Raw genomic sequence first — 22,955 nt, forward strand, 5'->3', positions numbered from 1 at the left:
CCTGTTATCCAAGTAGCTTAATCTACTTTTCTTATCTGTGACATCTCTAATTCTAGCAATGTCTCTCTATCTCCGAACATGAATATCTTGACTTTAACAGTAGCATCGTCAGGATTTATCTCTTCGACTGTTCCCTCAAAATCTTTGAATGCTCCCGCTATTATCTCGACCTTATTCCCGATCTCAAAGTCAATATCTAAAACTGTTCTGATCTCTTTTTCAAGACCCATGTTGTCTACCTCTTCAGGCGTAAGAGCTATAGGCTTTGAATTTGGTCCTACGAAGCCGGTGACACCTTTGGTGTTCCTGACGATATACCACGATTCATCCGTCACTATCATCTTAACGAGACAGTAACCCGGGAATATCTTTCTCTGTTTTACCTTTTTCTTGCCATTCTTGATTTCAGTAAGCTCTTCAACCGGAACCGCAACATCCTGGATGATATCCTCCATGTTTCGATTCTTTACAGATTTTTCGATAGTAGCTTTAACTTTGTTCTCGTGTCCGGAATAGGTATGAATGACATACCATTGTGCTTTTTCGCTCAAGGCCAGTCCCCCTTAGTTTCCTAATATCTTACTCATAATAAATCCAAATACTGAATCTATTCCGTAGATAATAACAGCCATTACAACTACTGTCAGAATAACTGTCGTAGTATGGCTGAGCATTTCTTTTTTGGTCGGCCAGTGTACCTTCTTTAATTCAGTTCTAACTTCACTGAAAAATTTTCCAAGAGAAAATTTCCCTTTTGCTTCTGTTTGCATTGACTCACACCCTTTACTAACTTATTTAGTTTCTTTATGTGTAGTGTGTTTCTTACAGAACTTACAATACTTTTCAAGTTCTATCCTGTCTGGATTGTTTTTCTTGTTTTTCATAGAATTGTAATTTCTTTGCTTACACTCCTGACATGCTAACGTCACTTTTACTCTCATAGTGCACCTCCTATAGTGGTATTAACTAGAAGGATCCATTCCATAACATAGATTGGTGTAATTATGGTTTTACCTTTAAATTCTACTATACATGATTTTGATTGTCAATACATTTTTTGCACAATCAAAAAAACCCGTCCAAATTTCTACAGGAGCAAGTTTATAATGTACAGTAAAATTATGATTTTTAACTTTTTTATTATATCACATATCTCAGTTGATTTGTTAACTTTTTTTTAAAAAAAATCATTTTTTATTACTTAGCTGCTGCATGACTTGCAAATTGTCGAATTAAAGTTTATTATAATATTTATTGAACAGTCATTAATGTAATTGATTTTTATGGGAGGGCTAGATTTGCAGGATAAGGATATCAAATTTATGGAGAAATCTCTTCCATTCTGGAAAGATCTTTCGGACGAGGAAAGAGGCACGATAAAGAACAGCCTCATAAAAAAGACTTATGCGAAAAATACGATCCTTGCGCACTCAGGAGATGACTGCACCGGCTTTCTGATGGTAAAGTCAGGACAGCTGCGGATATACAGCCATTCTGACGATGGAAAGCAGATAACTCTCTATCGCCTGCTTGATATGGACAGCTGTATTTTCAGCGCGTCATGCATGCTCAGAAATATTAATTTTGAAATAAATATAGACGTCGAAAAGGAAAGCAGCATACTTATAATCCCTGCCGATATATTTAATGACATAAGCAACAGAAACCTCGCGGTAAAGAGCTTCATGCTCGACCTTGTGAGCTCAAGATTTTCAGATGTAATGTGGATATTCGAGCAGTATGTATTCACAAACATGGCCTCCCGGCTTTCGGGCGTGCTGCTCGATCAGGCTTCGCTCTCAGGCTCTCATACCCTCAGCCTCACGCACGATATCATAGCAAGGGAGCTCGGAACGGCAAGAGAGGTAATAACCAGACTCCTGAAGCAGTTTCAGGCAGATGGCCTGGTGAGCATATCCAGAAACCGTATAGAGATAACTGACATTAACGGGCTCAGAAAAATATTCAAGGAACAGTGATAAAGGAGAATAACAATGATGAAAGTAGATACCGAAAAATGCACCGGATGCGGCCTCTGCGCCAGAGACTGTTTTCCAGGTGATATAAAGATGTCGTCAGGCAAGGCAAAGATCAGAAACATAACCTGCTTCAAATGCGGACACTGCATTGCCGTATGTCCGGTAAATGCAATTACCACTGACGAATATGACATGCATGAGGTTAAGGAATACTCAAAGGAAAAGTTTGACATAGATCCTGAAAACCTGCTGAACTTCATAAAATTCAGAAGGAGCGTAAGACAGTTCAAGTCAATTGACGTGGCAAAGGATAAGCTCGAAGCTATAATAGAAGCCGGAAGGTTCACCCAGACAGGCGGAAATCTTCAGGACGTTTCATATACAGTCGTAAGAGAAAATCTGGAGGAAATAAAGGAGCTCACATATGAGACGCTTTATCATATGGGAGAGCATACCCTTGCAAATCCATCTCCGGAAAATGAGTCCCACAGAATGTATGCGAAGATGTGGGTTGACATGTACAGAAAATACAGGGACAACCCTGCAGAAAACGACAAGCTCTTCTGCAATGCGCCGGCAATAATAATTACTACTGCATTTTCAGACGTGAATGCATCGCTTGCGTCTTCAAACATGGAGCTCATGGCTAATGCACTTGGCCTGGGAACTTTCTTCAGCGGCTTCTTTGTCAGAGCTGCCGCAGTAAATCCAGAAATAAGGGAGATGGCCGGTGTACCGGAAGGCAAGCACATCGTCACCTGCATGGCCATAGGATATCCTGATGTAAAATACAGAAGGACCGTACCAAGAAAGGCTGCCGACATATCCTGGAAATAACTTACTGTATATTTTCAAATATGTCTCTTATATTTCGATATTCACCAAATATAACGATAGTATCACCTTTTTCGAGAACAGTATTCCTGTTTATTATACGCATATAATCATACTCACGCTTTAGCATAAGGACATTTATGTTGAACCTGCTTTTAAGGGGTGTATCTTCAATAGGTACACCCCTTAATATTTCGGGTACATTTGATATGTTTACCTCCGCCAGCACATTGTCATCATATGAATCCAGAACTATCACCACATTAGAATATTTCCCAAATATGAGCCTGTTGCCTATTTTTTCTACAGAATGTTCAAATCCCGACTTTATCCCAGGAAGATTTTTAAGCATCATTAAAGAAAGAAGCATTATCAGAAGCGCAAGAGACACAGGCCACAGATTTTTTATTTCAAAGCTGTTCATAGTTATCACTATATTTACGACAGCCGACACAATCGTAACCGTGAATGCATATCCAAATATCATGGTAATCCTTGCCAGCTTTCGCCTTACTCTTGAAGATGTTATAAGTTCACTGTCCGATGTAGTAAATCCCGAATTCGTCAGCATAGAAGTCACCTGAAACTTCGCCTTGTCCTCCGTCAGCCCGGTCAACCTGAAAAGCACCGTGAATATTTCATTTATAAGGATATATACGAGTATGAATATTGCAAAGAATACCATAGCGCTCAAGAAACTCATCTTTTTTTCCCCCTGATTAACTCCATTATATAATCAAAGCTCTGAATAGTTATTACCGCAAGCACTATAAGCACCGCTCCAATTATCTGCTTTGCGCTTAGCAGCTCTCCCAGGATAACGTATGCTGATATGGATGCTATTACCGTCTCGGACATGCCTATAATGTTCACAGCTGCAGGTGCAAGATATCTGAATCCATTAAGATATAGCGTGAATGGAACGACCGTGCCGAACACAGCCAGATATCCAACGAAGAGCAGCTCTGCGCTGGTCCTTCCTGCCCACAGGATCCATGGAGGGCATATGAACATATATATGAAGGCTCCCGTTGCCATCCCAAAGGTCAGAACGGTCCAGGGATTATACTGGCCTGTGCATTTCTGCCCGTAGATAATATAAAACGCACTGCAAAGGGCAGATATAAGACCTGCTGCGACTCCATCTATGTTAAGCTCTACACCAAGATCCCCACCCCCGAATATTATGAAATAGCTTCCTATCATGGCAAACACGAGCGCCGCTCCTCTTGACATCGTCATCTTCTCTTTAAGTACAACAGTGCAGTAAGCAGTGATTATGACAGGCGACAGATACTGTATGAATATTGCCAGGCTGACATTGAGCCTTGCTATGGCATAATAGTAGGAGCCCTGCATCAGAGCCATCGATATACCCAGTATGGCAATCCTTTTGAGTCCAGTGCTGCTCACCTGAAGCAGGCTGCTCTTTCCCATAGCAAGATATATAATACATATTACCGCCGCAAGGGATATCCTCATATTCGATACCTCTATGGGGTCGATATCCGTATTGAAAATCATTTTTGCAACCGTTCCGGAGATCCCCCAGAAAAACGCCGCACCTGTTATGAGCAGCGCGCCCTTTGTCTTATTGTCCATGTCCACCTCAGAAGTTATATTATAAGTTTCAGAATTTTACCAGAATTATTATAACACAATAAGGCCTTGTTTCAGCAATATTTTTATCACCTGAGATCAAATACTTTGGCGAAGCAGCCCGAGGTGTGATATAATTAAATCTTACAAAGCCAATATATAAGGAAAAGAGAAAAAAATGAGAAATCAGCAGCTTGAAAAGAAAATAATGAAAATCGACAGAGATATAGAAGGGCTCAACATTGCCAAAAAATACCTTTCAAATCCAGAAGAAATCGAAGATGTAAAAGTAGGCCTCAACAGAGAGAGGCAGCTTATGATCTTTGGCCTTTATGAAGAAGACAACAAGTCCAGGCAGGAATGCATCGAAATGCTTTCAGAGCTTGCCGGTCAGGAGCTGCGTAAGGAAAAGCAGCTGGAGATACTGGAAAATATAAAGGAGATATTCGGAAGAAGATTCCCGGACGTGAGCAAAAACAGCAATGGCCTTAATGCATGGCTGAACTTCATCGATATGGAATGTGAGTGGATTCAGGACGAAAACTCAGAATGGGCGAAGCTTGTAATAAAATCGCTTTAGAATGTATGTAAATTGAAGTAAATTAAAAACACCAGAAATCAATGAGATCTGGTGTTTTATTATGTGGTCTTTATTTTTTAATTAAAACTAATTCTTTGTTTTCGCCTTATTGATTCTGGCAGACTCCTCTATAAGTGAGCTCCATGTCTCTATCACTGGCATATCCATAAGTTTTTTAACTAGTGATTCATTAATTTCTTTTCCTGCTTCGATATAGTATGCTAATACACGTTTCATTTTCATATCCTCCTGATTAATCAAACAATTTAATATAAAATTACCTTAAATATAGTTTCAAAAATTCAGGATTAGCTAGCAGAAGCCCTCACCTTCGGGAGTCCCCTGTGAAATAGATATTGGTCTGATCCTGTTTCTGTTAACTAAAAATTCCATTGCAGCAACTCCTTTCTGTGAATTATTTCTCATATATTATAAATTAAGAGAAAAAAATACTTTGACCTAAGTCAAAGCATTTTCTGCCACTTCTACAAATATATTATATCCCATGGTTCGGTGGTCTGTCAACCCCCTGCCCATAAGAATTTTATTTCCTTAAATCATTCATACCGCCTGTTCAAGTTCCTGATCAGAATCCAGCAGGTTTTGTCTGTTGTATATCTTTATAAGTTCGCTCTCACTTATGAGGTTGCTCCTCGTATCGAGTATCACTTTTCCTCTGTCCAGCATTATTATCCTGTCTGAGTATTTTATTGCATCCCTCAGGTTGTGAGATATCATCAGCGTAGTTATTTTTTCCTTCCTTACGAGCTCCATGGTTTTTTCCATAACTACCTTTGAGGTCTTTGGATCAAGCGCCGCAGTATGCTCATCGAGCAGCAGCAGATCAGGCCTTTTCATAGTAGCCATAAGCAGTGACAGTGACTGCCTCTGTCCTCCTGAGAGGAATTTCACCTGAGTGTTGAGCTTGTTCTCAAGTCCCAGATCCAGAGTCTTCAGCATTTCTGTATACCTGTTTATCTGGTCTTTTTTTACGAGTTTCCTGAATCCAAATCGCGAGCATTTCTTGTCTGAGAGAGACATGTTCTCGAGTATGGTAAGCGAAGGCGATACCCCCAGCGAAGGATTCTGATGGACCCTTCCTATATGCGCTGATCTCTGGTGCTCCCTCAGTCCGTCAAGCTTCTTGCCGTCAAGAGATATCTCTCCCGATTCACACGGCATAACTCCGCTTATTATGTTGAACAGTGTGCTCTTTCCACATCCATTTGCTCCCAGTATGACAGTGGTTTCACACTCATTTATATCAAGATTGAAATTGCAAAAAATATTCGCTTCATTTTCGGTTCCTGCGTTGAAGCTTTTGTTCATTCCTCTTATCTTTAACATATTATCCTCCAATCCAAATTAAGCAGCACTTTTCAGCTTTAATGTCTTCATATTGTTGTAAGCCAGAAAGGCGATTACTATGAAGGCGCTGATCGCCTTGAGATCCGTAGGGGCAAGTCCCATCTCTATAGCAAGCCCTCCTATCATTTTGTATGCCACGGCTCCTATGATCGCTCTTGTAGTCCCTTTGAGTATGCTGCTCCTTTGCATGACCGTATCTCCTATGATAATAGATGCCAGCGCGACCACTATTATGGAATTCCCCATCGTGATATCTACAAAGCCCTGAGACTGTGCCATGAGAGCCCCGCTTAGCGCTACAAGTGCATTTGATATCATAAGGCCCATCATCTTGTACCTGTCCGAATTCTGTCCAAGAGATTTTACGAGAGTCTCATTGTCTCCGGTCGCGATAAGGAGATATCCTGTTTCCGACTTGAGAAATCTGTCCATGAGCAACTTTACGGCAAATACAACCACAATGAGTACCGTCATTTTTCCAAAACTGTCAAATATAGTCTCAAAGGATGAAAGTCCTATGTTGGATTTCCCGTTTATCCTGAGGTTGACAGAGTAGAGTAGAGTCATGGTCAGTATTCCGGCAAGTATGGCCTTTATCCTGAATCTTATATTCAGCGTGTATGTCACAAGCCCTCCGGCAGCTCCGGCAAGCAGCGCCATAAGTGTTGCCGCGCCTGGAGAAGCTCCCAGAAGAATGAATTTTGCAAATACAAATGCTCCAAGTGGAAATGTTCCCTCTACCGAAAGATCCGGAAAGTCCAGTATCTTGTATGTTATATAAACCCCTATCGAAAGCACTGAGAAAATAAGTCCCTGCTCGATAGTTACCTGTAATAGTCCGCTCATGATGTCTTCCTTTCTTTTCTATCTCGATTATTCCGTGAACTGCGCGTCACCGAACGCTTTATTAGCTTTATCAAGGCCTAATGCAGCCATAGTTTCCGCGTTTACCTTCTTTATGAAATTTGATGAACTCTTTACCGGAATCTGGCTTATCTCAGTCCCGTCTACAAGAATCTGCTTTGCCATGTCTGCTGCCTGCACGCCAAGATCGAAGTAGCTTATTCCCACTGATATAAGTGCGCCCGAATCAACATGGCTTGAATCTCCCGATATTGTTATTATTCCTTTTTCTTTTGCAGTAGATGCTATAAGCTCCATTGAAGACGCTATCATATTGTCATTTATCAGCATCAGTGCATCTGATTTCTTTGCAACCGATTCAAGCGCCTGATTTATTTCAGTAATTGTGGCAATCCCTGTTTTTTCAACGGTTATTCCAAATTCTGCTGCAACCTTTTCGATATCTTCTATCTGTACCTGTGAGTTTGATTCTCCTGTGTTGAATACTATTCCCACGCTCTTTATATCCGGATTAAGCTCCTTGAGTATCTCAAACATCGCTCTTCGGTTTTCAATACTCACTGCATCCGTCACGCCCGTAATGTTGGCTTCAGGAGCATCTGCATTCTGAAGCAGCCCCGAGAACACCGGATCCGATACTGCAGTGAATATGACCGGTATGTCTTTTCCCTTGGTCGCTGTCTGAGCTGCCTGTGATGTCGGAGTAGCTATCGAAAGTATGAGATCTGAGTCATCGCTCACGAATTTTTCTGCTATCATCTGAGCATTTGCTATATCTCCCTGTGCATCCTGCATGCTTATCTCTGCATCTATCCCCAGCTCTTCAAGCCTCTGAATGAACCCGTCTCTTGATGCATTTAGCGCCGGGTGGTCTATGATCTGAGTTATTCCAATCTTAAGCTTTTCATCCTGCGATCCTGATGCCTGGGTATCCTGCTCCTGAGAACATCCCGCCAGTAAAAGTGTCATTGATAATATTGCTGCTGCAGCTTTTGCAAGCCTTCCCCTTTTTAATGCCTTTGTGCTTTGTAATTTTTTCATTTTAATTTCCTCTCTTCTCTTAAAATTAATTGTAGTTTCACACCTGAAGTGTTTTAATTTTGAGTGAGATTTGATTGACGGGTATGCTTTTCTCTGGCCAGAGCAATAAAAAAGTCCCTATATCAGCACAAATTTGTGCTGATATAGGGACGAATAATCTTCGCGGTACCACCCTAATTATAGCCGAAGCTATATCTCAATCAAGATCTGACAATCTCTAACCCTGTAACGTGAGTACACGTGCTCGTCTACTCGGATTTTTGGCTTCCCTCATCCTTTTAACTCGCCTGCTCGGTAGTGTATAATATATATTTCTCTGTTATCGGTTTTCACCTGCCACCGACTCTCTGAAACGTCTGAAATATTTTTCTCTACTTCGTCGCATTTGTTTTGTGAATTATTGTTTTTTGCTATGATTGAAATAATACCCTGTTTTCTTCAGCTTGTCAACACTTTTTTTTAAAAAATGCAGATGGATTTAAAAACCATCTGCATTTAAGCGCTCTTACGCTGTATATTCTGAATATCAGATCCTAATATATGGTCCTTGAGTTTCTGTCCACCCTGGCCATTACCTGAAGCCTGTCCTGAGGCTTTGAGTCACCTATGGTGACTGCTTCGAGATAAAGCCTCTGAGCTTCCTCAAGGGATTCCTGGTTGTTTGTGCAAAGTACTGCTATAACCTGTCCTTTTTCTACCCTGTCACCGATCTTGGCCTTTATTTTAAGCCCTGCAGCAAAATCTATAACAGACTCCATGGTCTTTCTTCCTGCGCCAAGCACTACCGCTGCTGTCCCGCATTTTTCAGTATCCATGTCAGTTATATATCCGCTCTCAGGCGCTTTCACCTCAAGCGTGAATGCTGCTTTTTCAAATTTGGATGTATCAAGCACATAGGACGAGTCTCCGCCCTGGCCTTCTACCATTTCCACGAATTTATCAAAGGCTCTTCCGCTGCTTATCGAATCTTCTGCAAGAGTTCTGCACTGCTCAAGAGAGCCCATTCCCGCAAGGTGGAGCATCTCTGCCGAAAGCTCTATGCATTCATGTCTGAGGTCGGCAGGTCCCTGTCCCTTGAGTACATCTATCGCTTCCATTACCTCGAGTATGTTGCCTACGTTCTCGCCAAGAGGCACATCCATGTCGGTCACGAGCGCAGTGCACCTTCTTCCGGCATTTTCAGCTATATTAACCATTATCTGTGCCAGCTCTACTGCGCTGTCAAGCTCCTTCATGAAGGCTCCTGATCCGCATTTTACGTCAAGCAGGATGCAGTCCGATCCAGCTGCCAGCTTTTTGCTCATTATGCTTGAGGCAATCAGAGGTATCTTATCTATTGTAGCGGTAACATCTCTGAGAGCATACAGCTTCTTGTCTGCCGGAGCGAGATTTCCTGACTGGCCTATCACCGATATGCCTGTCCTGTTTACAATCTCAAAAAACTCCTCCATGGTAAAACTCGTCCTGAGCCCAGGTATAGACTCAAGCTTGTCTACAGTACCTCCTGTATGGCCAAGGCCTCTACCTGACATCTTTGCGATCTTTGGTCCGCAGGACGCCACTATCGGAGTTATAACAAGCGTCGTCTTGTCTCCTACTCCGCCTGTTGAGTGCTTGTCTACCTTTATCCCGGAGATCGGTGAAAGATCTACCATGTCTCCTGAATGTGCCATCGCAAGCGTAAGGTCCGTAGTTTCTCTTATATCCATATCCATGAAGAATATAGCCATAAGAAGCGCCGCCGCCTGATAGTCCGGAATCTCGCCCTTTGAGTATCCATTTATGAAAAATTCTATTTCTTCTTTTAAAAGGTGCTCACCCTGTCTTTTTTTATGAATGATATCATACATTCTCATATTATCTCGCTCCCTTGTCGTAAGGCTCTCCTGCGGCTTTTGGTGCTGCCGATTTGTCAGACGTGAATGCAAGAAGCACAAGAGTCGCAACATACGGTATCATCTTGTATATATTGTCCGGCACTCCCGAGTTCGCAAGGAAAGGCACAATAGCATAAGTTGATGCAATCGTCTTTGCAGTCCCAAAGAAGAATGCGGCGATCAGTATCTTTATCGGTCTCCACTGACCGAATATAAGAACGGCAAGTGCAAGGAATCCGTATCCGGCAACATCCGCATTGAAGTTTATGGATGTCGGAATTACGAATACGAGCCCTCCTATACCGCCGAGTATTCCTGAGATGAAGACTCCTGCATAACGCATCCTGTAAACATTGATACCCACAGAATCAGCCGCGCCAGGATGCTCTCCGCACGCTCTGAGTCTTAGTCCAAATTTAGTCTTGTTTATAACAAATGTCGATACTGCAAGTATAAGAAGTCCTATAAAGGTCGTTATATATGTGTTCTGGAAGAACATAGGTCCTATGACCGGTATGCTGCCAAGCACAGGAACTGATGGTATCCTGAACTGGTTAGTAAACTGCACCTGCTGAAGCCCCTGTATCATACGAGCCGTATATATTGCAAACGCAGGAGCGAACATATTGAGTGCGGTACCGCTTATTACCTGGTTTGCGCTCATGTTTATGGCTGCATATGCATGAAGCAGTGAATAAAGACCTCCGGCAAGAGCTGCAACCAGAATTGCCGTAAGAAGAAGCGGCTGGCCGCTCATGGCGCCGGTCTTCTGCATGATGTTTATGAAGAATATGCTTGAAAATGCTCCGATTACCATTATACCTTCAAGCGCGATATTTACTACCCCTGCTCTTTCACTGAACATTCCTCCAAGAGCTACTATCAGAAGAGGAATAGAGAAAAACATGGTCTGCTGGAATAAAAAGAATACTATGCCCATTATACAATCTCCTCCTCTCCCTGTTTTTTCGTGACTTCAGGCTCACTGTTGACATTTGGCCGGTTGTCACCCGAATGTTTTTTCCTTGTATTTGAAATCAGCCTTCTGAATACCAGTGCGAATGCACTGAAGTACACTATGGATGCGGTTATTATCGTGATTATCTCCGGTACGAAGTTATACAGCTGAAGATAGAATCCGCCCTGGTTTATATAGGCTATGAACAGCGCTGCGAGCAGTATCCCTACCGGATGTGACATTCCCAGAAGCGCTACCGGTATTCCGTTGAATCCTTCTGCCGGAAGTATGTCGACTACCTCGAGATGCTTTCCTGCTCCTGCAAGAAGCAGAAGCGCTCCTCCAAGCCCTGCAAGCGCACCTGATATTATCATGGACATCACTATGCTCTTCTTTTCATTGATTCCTGCATATCTGCTGGCTTCACGGTTGTGTCCGCATGCCTTCAGTTCATATCCGAAAGTCGTCTTGTTAAGGACTATATAAATCACTATTACCGCAATAAGAGCAATGAATATCCCACCATTTACGCTCGAGGTTCCATAGAGGTTGTCAAGGCCCATCTTTGGTATTATAGCTCCCTTTGCAGGTGTCTTTGACTGGTTCTTGAGCGTATCAAAGATAGCTGTATCATTTTTTACGAGCATGTTCACAAGATATATACCTATATAGTTCATCATGATTGAGGCGATAACCTCATGCACATTCCTGTAAGCCTTAAGGAGCCCTGGGATCGCTCCCCACAGAGCTCCTCCTGCTATTCCGGCAGCAAGTGCCACTATCCAGTGGATTGAAGGCGGTATTGACGTGAATTTGATTCCTACATACACTGCAAAATATGAACCAAGGACAAACTGTCCCGGTGCTCCTATGTTAAACAGTCCCGTCTTGAACGCAAATCCAACCGAAAGTCCAGTCAGTATAAGAGGCGTCGCAAAATACAGAACGTCTCCAAGACCCTTGGCTCCCCCGGTGAATCCTCCAAGCAGTATAGTCATAAAGCCCGGAAGCGCCTGACTCGGATGGCTTATAAGCAGTATAAGAAATCCAAACAGAAGCCCAATAAGTATCGCCGAGAATGATGAAAGAAAACTCTCAAAGGCAGGCCCAAGCAGATAGTTCTTAAGTTTCTTATTCATTTAGTTCCCTCCTTTTTGAGCCTGACATATACAGTCCAAGCTCCTCGACTGTGATTTCCTCCGGCTTGAATTCTCCTACGAGCTCTCCCTCGTAAATCACCAGTATCCTGTCACTTACATTCATTACCTCATCCAGCTCAAGCGATACCATAAGAACTGCTCTTCCTTCATCTCTCTCGTTTACAAGCTGCTTGTGGATATATTCTATAGCCCCTACATCAAGTCCTCTGGTAGGCTGAACCGCAACGAGCAGCATAGGATCTCTGTCTATCTCTCTTGCTATTATAGCTTTCTGCTGATTACCGCCTGACATGCTCCTTGCTACAGTATCTGAGCCCTGGCCGCTCCTGACGTCAAACTGCTTTATGAGCCTGTCTGAGTACTTCTCGATCTCATTGTTCTGGAGGAATCCGTTCTTCTGGAAAGGCTCCTTGAAGTAGGTCTGAAGTATCATGTTCTCAGCGAGCGTGTAGTCGAGCACCAGACCGTGCTTGTGCCTGTCTTCCGGTATATGGCCCATTCCCGTGAGCGTCCTGTTTCTTATGGACTCATTTTCTATGTTCTTTCCGTTAAGGATTATCTCTCCGCCGTTTGATTTCATAAGTCCGGTTATTGCATATACGAGCTCCGACTGTCCATTGCCCTCTATCCCTGCAATGCTTAGGATCTCTCCCGCTCTCACCTTGAAGCTGACATTGTTCAGCAGGCTTTTTTGAGAAGTCTTGGACTTTACGCTGAGATTCTTTACCTCGAGTATTACATTTCCTGGATTTGAAGGAGATTTATCCACTTCAAAGCTGACATCCCTTCCGACCATCATCCTTGAAAGCTCTTCCTTCGAGGTTTCTGCAACTTCTACTGTACCTATATATTTTCCTTTTCTGAGCACGGTACATCTGTCTGCCGCACGCTTTATCTCATTGAGCTTGTGAGTTATGAATATTATGCTCTTTCCTTCACCTATAAGGTTTTTCATTATGTTAAGCAGTTCATCTATCTCAGCTGCGGTAAGCACTGCCGTTGGTTCATCGAATATCAGGACTTCGTTGTCCCTGTAGAGCATCTTGAGTATCTCTACTCTCTGCTGCATTCCTACAGTTATATCCTCAATCTTCGAATCCGGGTCTATGGAAAGATTGTAGCGTTCGCTCAGCTCCATTACCTTTTTTCTGGCATCTTCCATCTTTAGCACGCCATGCTTTGTCGTTTCCATTCCAAGCACTATGTTCTCAAGGACAGTAAAGTCTTCTACGAGCTTGAAATGCTGATGCACCATTCCGATTCCGAGGTCATTGGCATCATTTGGATTCTTTATTTTTACTTCCTGGCCATCTTTTTTTATGATTCCTTTTTCAGGCTGATAAAGTCCGAAAAGCACACTCATCAGAGTGGATTTTCCCGCGCCGTTCTCACCAAGAAGCGCATGGATCTCGCCCTTTTTTACCTGCAGCGTTATATTGTCATTAGCGATTATTCCGGGAAATTCTTTGGTTATGTTTATCATTTCGATACAATAACTCATATTATCTCCATTCTTTATAAATTTAATAAAAATATCAGTTCAAATAAATACTGGTCGGTTACTATGAAATATTCCCAATTTTAAGCCTCTTTAAATGCAAAACATGTTTTTTGTCTGTATTTTCCAAATTTTCCATATCTTTATGAATTTGAAAAAAGGTGTGTATATTCCACACCTTTTCTCCTTTATTACATTATTCTGCATGAAATCCTTTTTAACAGGTATTAAGCTATTTCTTCAACAGCTACAGCTGATACTGGTATATCTGCAAGCTTAACTTCTGCATCGCCGTCTTTATCTTTCATTATAGATATTTCGCCAGCAACGAGTTTTGCGTAGATAGCATCATAATCTGCCTGAGTGAATACTTCGAATTTGCTGTTTTCCATTGGAAGACCAACACCATCAACGTCAGCTCCAAGAGTAGCGCTCACTCCGCCTGGGAATGAATCTGCATAGTATGCTGCTATAGCATCATATACTGACTGTCCAAGCATCTTCATAGCTGAAGTTATTACAGTTGCAGATTCTGCAGACTGGTCAACGTCAACTCCGATAACTTTTCCGCTTGAAGCTTCCGCAGCAGCCATAACTGAGTTTCCTACAGCTCCGCCACATGCGAATATAACTTCTGTTCCACCCTGGTACCATGAAGCAGCCTTAGACTGAACTTCAGGAGTAGCCTTGAAATCTCCAGTGTAGTTGTATTTAACATCAAGTCCTGTGATTCCCATTTCTCCAGCTGCATATTCAGCTCCCTGTACGAATCCGTATCCGAATCTTACAACTGCAGGAACTGCCATTCCACCCATGAATCCAAGCTTAGTGTATCCTTCTTTAACTGCAGCATATCCTGCAAGGAAACCAGCTTGCTCTTCAGCGTAGAATACTGAATAAACGTTCTCATTTAATTTGAATTCAGTGTAAGTTCCATCTTGTGGAGTTCCATCAAGAAGTATGAACTTTACATCTGGGTAAGTATCCTGTGCCTTGAATACTGCAGGCTCAAAAAGATATCCCGGTGTTACTACTACCTTCGCTCCCGCTTTAACAGCAAGATCGATTGATGAAAGATATGCATCTGTAGTTTTTTCAGATGGCTGATAGTATTTGTGAGTTATTTCGTTTTCTGTTGCATACTTAACGAGACCTTCCCACGCACCCTGGTTGAACGATTTGTCATCGATTGTTCCAACGTCAGTGATCAGAGCAAGCTCATGAGTGTTAGAGCCACTGTCTGAATCTCCGCCAGAACAGCCTGTAAGTACTGATATTCCAAGTACCATTACAAGCATTAAGCTAAGTAATTTTTTCATAATATCCTCCCGATTTTTTGATAATATTAGTTACCACTACAAATATTATCACATTTGTCATTAAAATAAAAGCCTTTTCCTGTTTTTTTGGAATGCTCATTTAAACAAGAGTCTTTCAAATGAATTTCATGCCTTTAAATTCTCATGAGCACTCAAATCTATATGTTTTTCAATAGATTCTTTGGTGAAAATCCCAGCAGCAGGAGCTCGCTGAGCTTGTAAATTCTGTATTCCCTCTCATCTTTGGCAAGTATCACCTCAAACGCATCCGGATCGCAGAACTCCATCATTACCTGCCTGCATACTCCACACGGAGATATTATCTCTGCCGGAGGAGCTTCCTGAGGCCCTCCCACTACGGCTATTGCTGTGAATTGCATCTTGCCTTCGCTTACAGCCTTGAAAATCGCTGTCCTTTCAGCGCAATTTGTAGGGCTGTATGCAGCATTTTCTATATTGCAGCCTCTTATTATCTCACCGCTGTCACACAGAAGCGCTGCTCCTACCGAAAACTTCGAATAGGGCACATATGCAGCTTCCCTGGCGTGAAGTGCCTCTGTTATGAGCTTTTCATAATCTATCATGGCTATCTCCTTAATTTAAATGAGCTGCCCCTATGCTATTTCAAGCGCAAGCTTCATCATCTGCGTGAATGAGTTCTGTCTTTCTTCTGCCGAGCTTGCCTCTCCTGTAAACGGACAGTCAGAGATCGTGCATATCGCAAGCGCATTCTTGCCTGCTCTCATGGCATTCATGTAAAGCGCAGCTGCTTCCATCTCTACGGCAAGCACGCCCATTCTCTGCCATTCTCCAAGCCTGCTCATGTCATCATAGAACGTATCTGAAGAATAAAGATTTCCCACCTTGAAGCTCAGACCCATGTCTTCGGCAGTATCCACAGCTTTTCTGAGGAGCTCAAAGCTTGCTATAGGCGCCAGGTTTCCCGGAAGACCATACTGTGACACATAGTTTGAATTTGTACATGCTCCCATTCCTATGGCGATATCCATTATTTTAAGGTCCGGATGTATTGCCCCTGCAGAGCCTATCCTTATTATGTTCTTTACATCATAAAAATTGTAGAGCTCATAGGAATATATTCCGATTGAAGGCATTCCCATTCCGCTTGCCATTACGGAAACTCTCTTTCCATTGTAATATCCTGTGTATCCATGTATCCCTCTTACATTGTTTACAAGCTCGGCATTTTCAAGGAATGTCTCAGCTATGAATTTTGCTCTCAGCGGATCGCCCGGCATCAGGACTGTTTCAGCAAAATCGCCCTGCTTTGCAGTAATATGTGGAGTTGGTATGTTGCTCATAATTTCACCTCATGATTTCTAAATATTTTATACTGTTATTATTTAAGACATTTATATTCTAATATGTCCCTTTTGGAGCTTCTTCATTTTTGACTATCTTTATTATCCTGCTGGTTCCAAGCCTGTCTGCACCAAGAGCTATGAAGTCCTCAGCATCTTCGAGGCTGCTTATTCCGCCTGCCGCTTTTATCTTTACATTTTCCCCAAGATGCTTCCTGAAAAGGATTATATCCTCTCTCTTTGCACCAGAAGTGCTGAATCCTGTAGATGTCTTTATATAGTCGGCCTTCGCTCTCGTTACAAGATCGCACATCACGATCATCTCCTCTTCGGTAAGAAGGCATGTCTCGATTATGACCTTTAGTATCTTATCCCCGCAGGCCTGCTTTATCTGACTTATTTCGCTGAGTACAGCTTCATGATTGCCATCCTTGAGGTCACCTATGTTTATTACCATATCAATCTCATCAGCGCCGTCTTCAAGCGCCGCCTTTGTCTCGAAAACCTTTACAGGCGTCGTCATGTATCCGTTTGGAAATCCAATGACTGTACATATAGCAAGATTTTCTCCTACATGCTCCTTTGCTCTCTTTACGAAAGACGGAGGTATGCATGCACTTGCTGCCTTGTATTTTACTGCATCATCACAGGTCTGCTTTATCTGCTCCCATGTAGATGTCTGTGCAAGCAAAGTATGGTCCACTTTGCTGAGTATTTCATTAATATTCATATGAATGCTCCTTCTGAAAATATTCCCTTCTAATATTACCAAAAATATCGTACTTTATCAAGTGAAATCGATTGCCAATGTTCGATGATTTTCAATCGTCCATTGCAGGCATTGATTTTCAGGCATTTTATTGAATCATATGGTTTTTCCTGAGAGCCCTTACTATGACAGGCACTGCTACGAACTGAAGTATTATCCCCGGAATAGCTGTAATGAAGGAAGCTGTTATGAATGCCTCGAATGTGAACTGCCTTCCCGCTGCTCCAAGAAGTATAAGCTGCGCTACAGCCAGCACTAATCTTCCTCCGATCATTGAAATCGCAAGCGTAAGAATTAGGCCCAGCCTCCTCGAAAGCAGACCACACAGAATACCGTAGGCGGCAAGCTCAAATGCCATGTAGACGGCTACCGGATATATGGCGGGAGTTCCGCTTATAAATGACGATATGAATGGAACCACTATCCCTGCAGTCATTCCATAGAAGGCCCCGCAGACTATGCATGCAAGCATGACAGGTATATGCATAGGAAGAAATACGCTCCCGGTCATTCCGACCATATTGAACATTATGGGAAAAAGTATTCCCATTCCAATGAATATTCCAGTCAGAACTATGTCATGTGTCCTGGTTCTATAAGGACTTTTGCTTTTCTTCATCTGCAAGCCTCCTTATCTCATGATCGATTCAAGCTTCTCCATCATCTCTTCTATATAGGATCCAAATGACCTTTCGGCTATCCCGATTATATGAGCATGACATTTGGACATGGGTATGAGTACCTTTTCAGCCCTGCTTGATGATATTGCAGATGCCATTGCAGGGCTTATCTCCCCATGCATAGAATTCGCAAAGCATATTCCAACCGGACCTGCTATTATATCAGCCTCTCCGCAGTTGAATATCACGGCATTTTCTCCCGTAGCGCCTGCGCTCGCTCCTGCTCTGAGCATAGCGGATGTAGCGAGAGAGTTGGTTCCTACCGCTATTATCTCGCTGTCATGATATTTTTTTCTTATATTCTCTATTATGGATTTCCCCATTCCTCCGCCCTGTCCGTCGATTACAACTATCCTCATGCTTTACCTCTCTCTTTTTAATAATTTAATTGCTGTCTTTATTATATCATAATCAGTTGATACCCATGTTTGCATTCAAAAACTCAAAAAATCTCCACATCGCTCTATGATTGAACGATATGGAGATTTCAAAATTTACTTAAGCTTGTATCTGCTTACCATATCCCTGAGCGCCTGAGCCTGCCCTGCGAGCTCCTCGCTTGCTGCAGCGCTCTGCTCCGATGTCGCTGAATTTGACTGCACGACATCTGAAACCTGATTTATGGCTATGTTTACCTGCCCTGAGTCATCCCTTTTGTAACCGAGTTGATGCTGCTGCCCGTTGTAACCGATACAGCCGCCATAAGTACTATCATTGCCGTTATGACAGCGAATCCGAAATACATTCTCTTTTCAATAGAGACTTTTTTTCGGTCCCACATAAACTTTTTTCCAGCTTCGCCCACAGCCGATTTCCTTAGAACTCTACTGATGTTTATTTTTTTAATTTTCATTAAACCTCCTTGTGTTATTTCATATTTTTAAATTCTTAAAGAGATATGTATCTTTAGAAATCATAACCTAAAATGCAGTAATATGAGTATAATTTCTTATTATATTATATGTTCAATGAACTCTAAGGTCAAGATTGTTTAAAGTATATTGTCATAATTTTAATAAAATTTTTTAATAAATTCAGGCATATCAAGGTTTTTATGTCCATAAAAAAACGCCTCTGAAATTCCTCCAAAGGCGTTCTTGATACGATTATTTCTGTGTTTTAGATTTTTCGGATTCTTTGCTTATCTTTTCTGCAAGCTCCGTGTAGTACGGATTAGGTGAATTTACCGTGAGTATCCTCACTACCTTGTTGGTGTTGTTCTCCCAGTTGTGCGGAGTATGCGAGTCAAGATATATACTGTCCTCCGGATACATCTCATAGGTCCTGTTTTTTATGTGTATAGTCAGGACGCCCTCAAGCACATAGATGAACTCTACGCCTTCATGGACATAGTTTTCAGTAGCTTTATCCTCATATCTCGATGGCAATATCTCATAAATCCTCGGAAGGAAATCTGCGCCTGCTACATTTCTTACCAGGTTGAACTGTATATATTTGGAGTTAACGGAGGAAACATCTCTGTCATAGCTTCTTATCAGTATTTCCTGTCCGCATGATCCGATTTTCTTCTGAAAGAATATGTCAAGATCCACCTCCAGTATCTTCGCGATTACCATAAGCGAATCTACCGCAATAGTAGTCATTCCCCTCTCAAACTGAGAAAGGAATCCGGTTGAGAGTCCCGACTTGTCGCTCATTTCCTTTAAGGTTATCTTTTTCTCTTTTCTGAGCTTGTTCACTATCAGGCCTATATCCGTCATTTCATTCATAGCTATCATCTCCTTAAATTGTATCCTTGATTTATTATAACTGAATATGTCTCATTTCACAATTAAAAATGAAAGCTATATTATCCGAATATTTCATGATTCTGTTACATTTTTGATGATTTTTCTCCGCAGGCTCTCATAGCTTCTATAACCGCAGTCCTGAAACCTTTTTCCTCAAGCACGGCCACAGCCTCTATCGTAGTCCCTCCAGGAGAGCACACCATATCCTTGAGTTCACCTGGATGCTTTCCAGTCTCAAGAAGCATCTTTGCGCTTCCCATTACTGCCTGAGCAGCAAATCTGTAAGCCTTGTCTCTTGGCATTCCCTGTATTACCGCTGCATCAGCCATAGCCTCTATGAACATGAACACATATGCAGGTGAAGATCCGCTTACTGAAACTACCGCATCAAAAAGCTTTTCGTCTACCTGCTCCACCAGGCTGAATGTGCCGATTATCTCTCTGAGCGCTTCAAATTCTTCCTTATTTATCTCCGAATTCGGACACACTGCAGTAACTCCAGCTCCTACAAGCGCTGGCGTGTTTGGCATAGTCCTCAGGACCTTTACCTTTTTTCCAAAGCATTTTTCTATGTTTGCAAGAGTTTTTCCCGGAGCGATGGTTACTATCATGGTTTTTTCATCAACTGAGTCTTTTATCTCATCGATAACCGCTTCATACATGTTTGGCTTTACCGCAAGGAATACCACATCGGATGATGACGCTACCTCTTTATTGTCCTGAGTTATCTTTATCCCGTATTTCTCACTTGTTCCTTCAAGCGATGGCATATAACCGTCACTCGCAATTACGTCCTGAGGGTTTACGATCTTTGACTCTATTATCCCGCCTATCATCGCTTTTGCCATATTTCCACAACCTATGAATCCAATTTTCCTGTTCATCTTCTCTTCCTCTCGTTTAGCTGTTTTAATTATATTCTACCACTGGCATGCAAACAAACCAAGGCAGAAAATCTGCCCTGGCAGGTTTGTAGCTGTTTAGTTGAATGTCTGATCTGTTCTTCCTATTATTTCGTCCTGAAGCTCTCTGCTCAGGTTGTGGAAGTGGTCACTGTATCCCGCAACCCTTACGATGAGGTCTTTGTAATCCTGAGGATTCTTCTGAGCATCTATAAGAGTTTCTCTGTCTATTACGTTGAACTGTATGTGGTGTCCATCCATGTTGAAGTATGTCCTTACAAGGTTGGCCATCTGATCAAGCCCTGTCTCTCCTGCTACTACTGCAGGCGCGAACTTCTGATTCAGCAGCGTTCCTCCGGTTGAAAGATGATCCATCTTTGAGCATGATTTTATTACTGCTGTAGGACCTTTTGTGTCAGCTCCCTTTTCAGGAGATATTCCTTCTGAAACCGGCTTGTGCGCAAGTCTTCCGTTAGGGCTTGCTATCATTACCTCACCGAAATAAACGTGGCATGTTGTAGGAAGCATGTTGATTCTGTACTTTCCACCCTTCATGTTAGGTCTGCCGGTAACTGTATCGTGGTAAAGGTCGAATACGCTTCTCATTATCTCATCTGCATAGTCATCGTCATTTCCGTATTTAGGAGTCTTGTTGCACACAAGGTTGTGGATTTCCTCATAGCCCTCGAAGTTGTTTTCCACAGCCTTGAGCATCTCATCCATAGTGAACTTCTTATTGTCATATACATTGTATTTTATAGCTGAAAGAGAGTCTGTGATAGTTCCTATTCCAACACCCTGGATGTAGTTCGTGTTGTATCTTGCTCCACCTGCATTGTAGTCTTTTCCGTTTGTAATGCAGTCATTTGTAACAAGTGAAAGGAATGGAACCGGCATATACTGAGCATATATATTCTCTATGATGTTGTTTCCCTTTATCTTGATGTCTATGAAGTACTCAACCTGCTTTCTGTATGCATCAAACAGTTCCTCGTATGACTTGAAATCCCTTGGATCTCCAGTCTGAAGTCCCAGCTGCTGCTTTGATACCACGTCATATCCGTTTGTGAGTGTAAGCTCGACAATCTTTGGAAGGTTCATGTATCCAGTCAGTATATATGCTTCATTTCCGAATGCTCCAGTCTCCACGCATCCGCTCGTTCCGCCTTTTCTTGCGTCTTCAAGCTTCTTTCCTGCGTTTAGGAGCTCCTGAACTATGGCCTCCGTGTTGTAGAAGGCCGGCTGTCCCCAGCCTTTTCTTGATATCTCACACGCTCTCTTTACAAAGCTCTGAGGCGTCTTTCTGCTTATCTGAACATTTGAGCTCGGCTGAAGCAGTCTCATCTCGTCCATGCAGTCGAGTATAAGGTAGCTCACTTCGTTAACTCCATCGCTTCCGTCCGGAGCTATTCCGCCGGTGTTGATGTTGGCAAAGTCAGTATATGTCGAACTTTCCTTTAGTGTTATCCCTACTTTTGGAGGAGCTGGCTGGTTGTTGAACTTTACCCAAAGGCACTCAAGAAGCTCAAGAGCCTTGTCATCGTCAAGACTTCCTTCAGCTACATCTACCTTGTAGAATGGATAAAGATGCTGGTCCAGTCTTCCCGGGCTGAATGCATCCCAAGGATTCAGCTCTGTAGTTACTCCTATATGAACGAACCAGTACATCTGAATTGCCTGATAATAGTTCTGAGGCGGATTTGCCGGAACCACGTCACAGTTATGCGCAATTGTCAGAAGCTCCTGCTTTCTTGCTGAGTTTTCTTCCTTCTCAGCCATATCTCTCGCATATTCGCTGTATCTCTTTGCATAGATGATTATGGCATCACATGCTATCTTCATTGCCTCCAGCTGATGCTTTTTTGAAAGCGCCTCTCTGTCGTTCATGAAATCAAGTCTGTCTATCGAATCCTGAGCCTCCTGCTTAAGCTGAAGGAATCCCTTCTTGTAGAAAAGGTCTCCTCCTACAGTATGTCCAGGGCCTCTCTGCTCCATGAACTCCGTGAATATACCAGCTTCATAGCATCTTTTCCACTCGTCTCCGATATTGTTAAGTATCTTGTGTCTCAGCGACCTGTTTTCCCAGTATGGTATTATTTCTTCTTTATGGAACTCTCTCGTCTTATCGTCCACCTTGAAGAATATTATGTCCCTTGAGTCCATTACATCCATATCCTCAAGCGTATGGCAGCAAAGCTCAGGGAATGTAGGAGAAGCCTGCGGAGAATCTCCTTTTTCCCCAACGATAAGCTCATCTTCGTTTATGCAGAGCGTCCTGTTTTCCATGTAATACTTGAATGCAAGTGCTCTAAGCTCAGGTATCGAAACGCTTCCTTCGTATTTTTTATAAGCCTCCGTGATAAGCTTTGCCCTTTCGATGTCGATGTGAGGCACCGCCTCCATGCTCTGTTTTCTAAGCTTCCTGACTCTTTCGTTCATTCCTCTTTCCATGAG

The 22,955-nt window shown here is 42.5% G+C and carries 26 protein-coding genes and 1 other annotated feature; of the genes, 3 read left to right on the forward strand and 23 right to left on the reverse strand.

What is annotated here, in order from left to right; all coding sequences use genetic code 11:
- Positions 1 to 17: 17 nt before the first annotated feature.
- Genes nusG through rpmG form a run of 3 tightly spaced genes read right to left on the reverse strand, consistent with a single transcriptional unit; the run spans position 18 to position 941 of the window.
- On the reverse strand, positions 18 to 557 hold the full coding sequence (nusG, locus tag AC4PGZ_RS08910) for a transcription termination/antitermination protein NusG (protein ID WP_492160263.1): 540 nt from the start codon (positions 555 to 557) through the stop codon (positions 18 to 20).
- A gap of 6 nt (positions 558 to 563) precedes the next feature.
- A complete protein-coding gene (gene secE / locus AC4PGZ_RS08915; RefSeq protein ID WP_492158289.1) occupies positions 564 to 770 on the reverse strand; it encodes a preprotein translocase subunit SecE in 207 nt (68 codons plus the stop codon).
- A gap of 21 nt (positions 771 to 791) precedes the next feature.
- On the reverse strand, positions 792 to 941 hold the full coding sequence (gene rpmG / locus AC4PGZ_RS08920) for a 50S ribosomal protein L33 (RefSeq protein ID WP_028829158.1): 150 nt from the start codon (positions 939 to 941) through the stop codon (positions 792 to 794).
- Between the two features lie 357 nt (positions 942 to 1,298).
- On the opposite strand from rpmG, the gene AC4PGZ_RS08925 reads away from it, so the two are divergent.
- Together AC4PGZ_RS08925 and AC4PGZ_RS08930 are read left to right on the forward strand one after the other, a co-directional pair.
- The gene (locus AC4PGZ_RS08925) at positions 1,299 to 1,979 is read left to right on the forward strand and encodes a Crp/Fnr family transcriptional regulator (protein ID WP_492158290.1); all 681 of its coding nucleotides are present in this window, start codon (positions 1,299 to 1,301) and stop codon (positions 1,977 to 1,979) included.
- 15 nt (positions 1,980 to 1,994) lie between these two features.
- Positions 1,995 to 2,816: a nitroreductase family protein gene (locus AC4PGZ_RS08930; protein ID WP_492158291.1), complete on the forward strand. Its 822-nt coding sequence runs from the start codon at positions 1,995 to 1,997 to the stop codon at positions 2,814 to 2,816.
- 1 nt (position 2,817) lies between these two features.
- Here AC4PGZ_RS08930 and AC4PGZ_RS08935 read toward each other — a convergent pair whose 3' ends face one another.
- Positions 2,818 to 3,516, reverse strand: a complete 699-nt coding sequence (locus AC4PGZ_RS08935; protein ID WP_492158292.1) for a TrkA C-terminal domain-containing protein — start codon at positions 3,514 to 3,516, stop codon at positions 2,818 to 2,820.
- Positions 3,513 to 4,415, reverse strand: coding sequence for an EamA family transporter (locus AC4PGZ_RS08940; RefSeq protein ID WP_492158293.1), 903 nt, complete (start codon positions 4,413 to 4,415; stop codon positions 3,513 to 3,515). The genes AC4PGZ_RS08935 and AC4PGZ_RS08940 overlap by 4 nt, the downstream gene beginning before the upstream one ends.
- Positions 4,416 to 4,590: 175 nt before the next feature.
- Between AC4PGZ_RS08940 and AC4PGZ_RS08945 the strand changes: the two genes are divergently transcribed.
- Entirely contained in the window at positions 4,591 to 4,992 is a 402-nt protein-coding gene (locus AC4PGZ_RS08945) for a hypothetical protein (protein WP_492158294.1), read from the forward strand.
- A gap of 87 nt (positions 4,993 to 5,079) precedes the next feature.
- On the opposite strand, the gene AC4PGZ_RS08950 is transcribed toward AC4PGZ_RS08945, so the two are convergent.
- The 18 genes from AC4PGZ_RS08950 to hypD form a co-directional block, all read right to left on the reverse strand.
- Positions 5,080 to 5,229 (reverse strand): hypothetical protein, encoded by a 150-nt coding sequence (locus tag AC4PGZ_RS08950; protein WP_492158295.1) that lies wholly within the window; start codon positions 5,227 to 5,229, stop codon positions 5,080 to 5,082.
- A 324-nt stretch (positions 5,230 to 5,553) separates the two neighbouring features.
- The gene (locus AC4PGZ_RS08955) at positions 5,554 to 6,339 is read right to left on the reverse strand and encodes an ABC transporter ATP-binding protein (protein WP_492158296.1); all 786 of its coding nucleotides are present in this window, start codon (positions 6,337 to 6,339) and stop codon (positions 5,554 to 5,556) included.
- 18 nt (positions 6,340 to 6,357) lie between these two features.
- Positions 6,358 to 7,206, reverse strand: coding sequence for an ABC transporter permease (locus AC4PGZ_RS08960; protein ID WP_492158297.1), 849 nt, complete (start codon positions 7,204 to 7,206; stop codon positions 6,358 to 6,360).
- Between the two features lie 27 nt (positions 7,207 to 7,233).
- Positions 7,234 to 8,265 carry an ABC transporter substrate-binding protein gene (locus AC4PGZ_RS08965; RefSeq protein WP_492158298.1) on the reverse strand — a complete coding sequence of 344 codons (1,032 nt, stop codon included), beginning with the start codon at positions 8,263 to 8,265 and terminating at the stop codon, positions 7,234 to 7,236.
- Positions 8,266 to 8,407: 142 nt separating this feature from the next.
- Positions 8,408 to 8,654: a binding site (T-box leader), on the reverse strand.
- 144 nt (positions 8,655 to 8,798) lie between these two features.
- Positions 8,799 to 10,121: a pyrimidine-nucleoside phosphorylase gene (locus AC4PGZ_RS08970; protein ID WP_492158299.1), complete on the reverse strand. Its 1,323-nt coding sequence runs from the start codon at positions 10,119 to 10,121 to the stop codon at positions 8,799 to 8,801.
- Between the two features lies 1 nt (position 10,122).
- A complete protein-coding gene (locus tag AC4PGZ_RS08975; RefSeq protein ID WP_492158300.1) occupies positions 10,123 to 11,082 on the reverse strand; it encodes an ABC transporter permease in 960 nt (319 codons plus the stop codon).
- Positions 11,082 to 12,239: an ABC transporter permease gene (locus tag AC4PGZ_RS08980; RefSeq protein ID WP_492158301.1), complete on the reverse strand. Its 1,158-nt coding sequence runs from the start codon at positions 12,237 to 12,239 to the stop codon at positions 11,082 to 11,084. The genes AC4PGZ_RS08975 and AC4PGZ_RS08980 overlap by 1 nt, the downstream gene beginning before the upstream one ends.
- Positions 12,232 to 13,761 carry an ABC transporter ATP-binding protein gene (locus AC4PGZ_RS08985; protein ID WP_492158302.1) on the reverse strand — a complete coding sequence of 510 codons (1,530 nt, stop codon included), beginning with the start codon at positions 13,759 to 13,761 and terminating at the stop codon, positions 12,232 to 12,234. The genes AC4PGZ_RS08980 and AC4PGZ_RS08985 overlap by 8 nt, the downstream gene beginning before the upstream one ends.
- Before the next feature lie 224 nt (positions 13,762 to 13,985).
- Positions 13,986 to 15,077, reverse strand: coding sequence for a BMP family lipoprotein (locus tag AC4PGZ_RS08990; RefSeq protein WP_492158303.1), 1,092 nt, complete (start codon positions 15,075 to 15,077; stop codon positions 13,986 to 13,988).
- 158 nt (positions 15,078 to 15,235) lie between these two features.
- Entirely contained in the window at positions 15,236 to 15,658 is a 423-nt protein-coding gene (locus tag AC4PGZ_RS08995; RefSeq protein ID WP_492160264.1) for a cytidine deaminase, read from the reverse strand.
- Between the two features lie 33 nt (positions 15,659 to 15,691).
- A complete protein-coding gene (gene deoD / locus AC4PGZ_RS09000; protein ID WP_492158304.1) occupies positions 15,692 to 16,399 on the reverse strand; it encodes a purine-nucleoside phosphorylase in 708 nt (235 codons plus the stop codon).
- 58 nt (positions 16,400 to 16,457) lie between these two features.
- Positions 16,458 to 17,129: a deoxyribose-phosphate aldolase gene (deoC, locus tag AC4PGZ_RS09005; protein WP_492158305.1), complete on the reverse strand. Its 672-nt coding sequence runs from the start codon at positions 17,127 to 17,129 to the stop codon at positions 16,458 to 16,460.
- A gap of 127 nt (positions 17,130 to 17,256) precedes the next feature.
- On the reverse strand, positions 17,257 to 17,787 hold the full coding sequence (locus tag AC4PGZ_RS09010) for an ECF transporter S component (RefSeq protein WP_492158306.1): 531 nt from the start codon (positions 17,785 to 17,787) through the stop codon (positions 17,257 to 17,259).
- Positions 17,788 to 17,799: 12 nt separating this feature from the next.
- A complete protein-coding gene (locus AC4PGZ_RS09015; RefSeq protein WP_492158307.1) occupies positions 17,800 to 18,207 on the reverse strand; it encodes a DUF3842 family protein in 408 nt (135 codons plus the stop codon).
- Between the two features lie 272 nt (positions 18,208 to 18,479).
- Positions 18,480 to 18,701 carry a hypothetical protein gene (locus AC4PGZ_RS09020; RefSeq protein ID WP_492158308.1) on the reverse strand — a complete coding sequence of 74 codons (222 nt, stop codon included), beginning with the start codon at positions 18,699 to 18,701 and terminating at the stop codon, positions 18,480 to 18,482.
- A gap of 253 nt (positions 18,702 to 18,954) precedes the next feature.
- Positions 18,955 to 19,578 (reverse strand): helix-turn-helix domain-containing protein, encoded by a 624-nt coding sequence (locus tag AC4PGZ_RS09025; protein ID WP_492158309.1) that lies wholly within the window; start codon positions 19,576 to 19,578, stop codon positions 18,955 to 18,957.
- 104 nt (positions 19,579 to 19,682) lie between these two features.
- Positions 19,683 to 20,483, reverse strand: a complete 801-nt coding sequence (gene proC / locus AC4PGZ_RS09030; RefSeq protein WP_492158310.1) for a pyrroline-5-carboxylate reductase — start codon at positions 20,481 to 20,483, stop codon at positions 19,683 to 19,685.
- Between the two features lie 96 nt (positions 20,484 to 20,579).
- Entirely contained in the window at positions 20,580 to 22,952 is a 2,373-nt protein-coding gene (gene hypD, locus AC4PGZ_RS09035; protein WP_492158311.1) for a trans-4-hydroxy-L-proline dehydratase, read from the reverse strand.
- Positions 22,953 to 22,955: the final 3 nt, after the last annotated feature.

The organism is Proteocatella sp. QWL-06 (assembly GCF_058684135.1).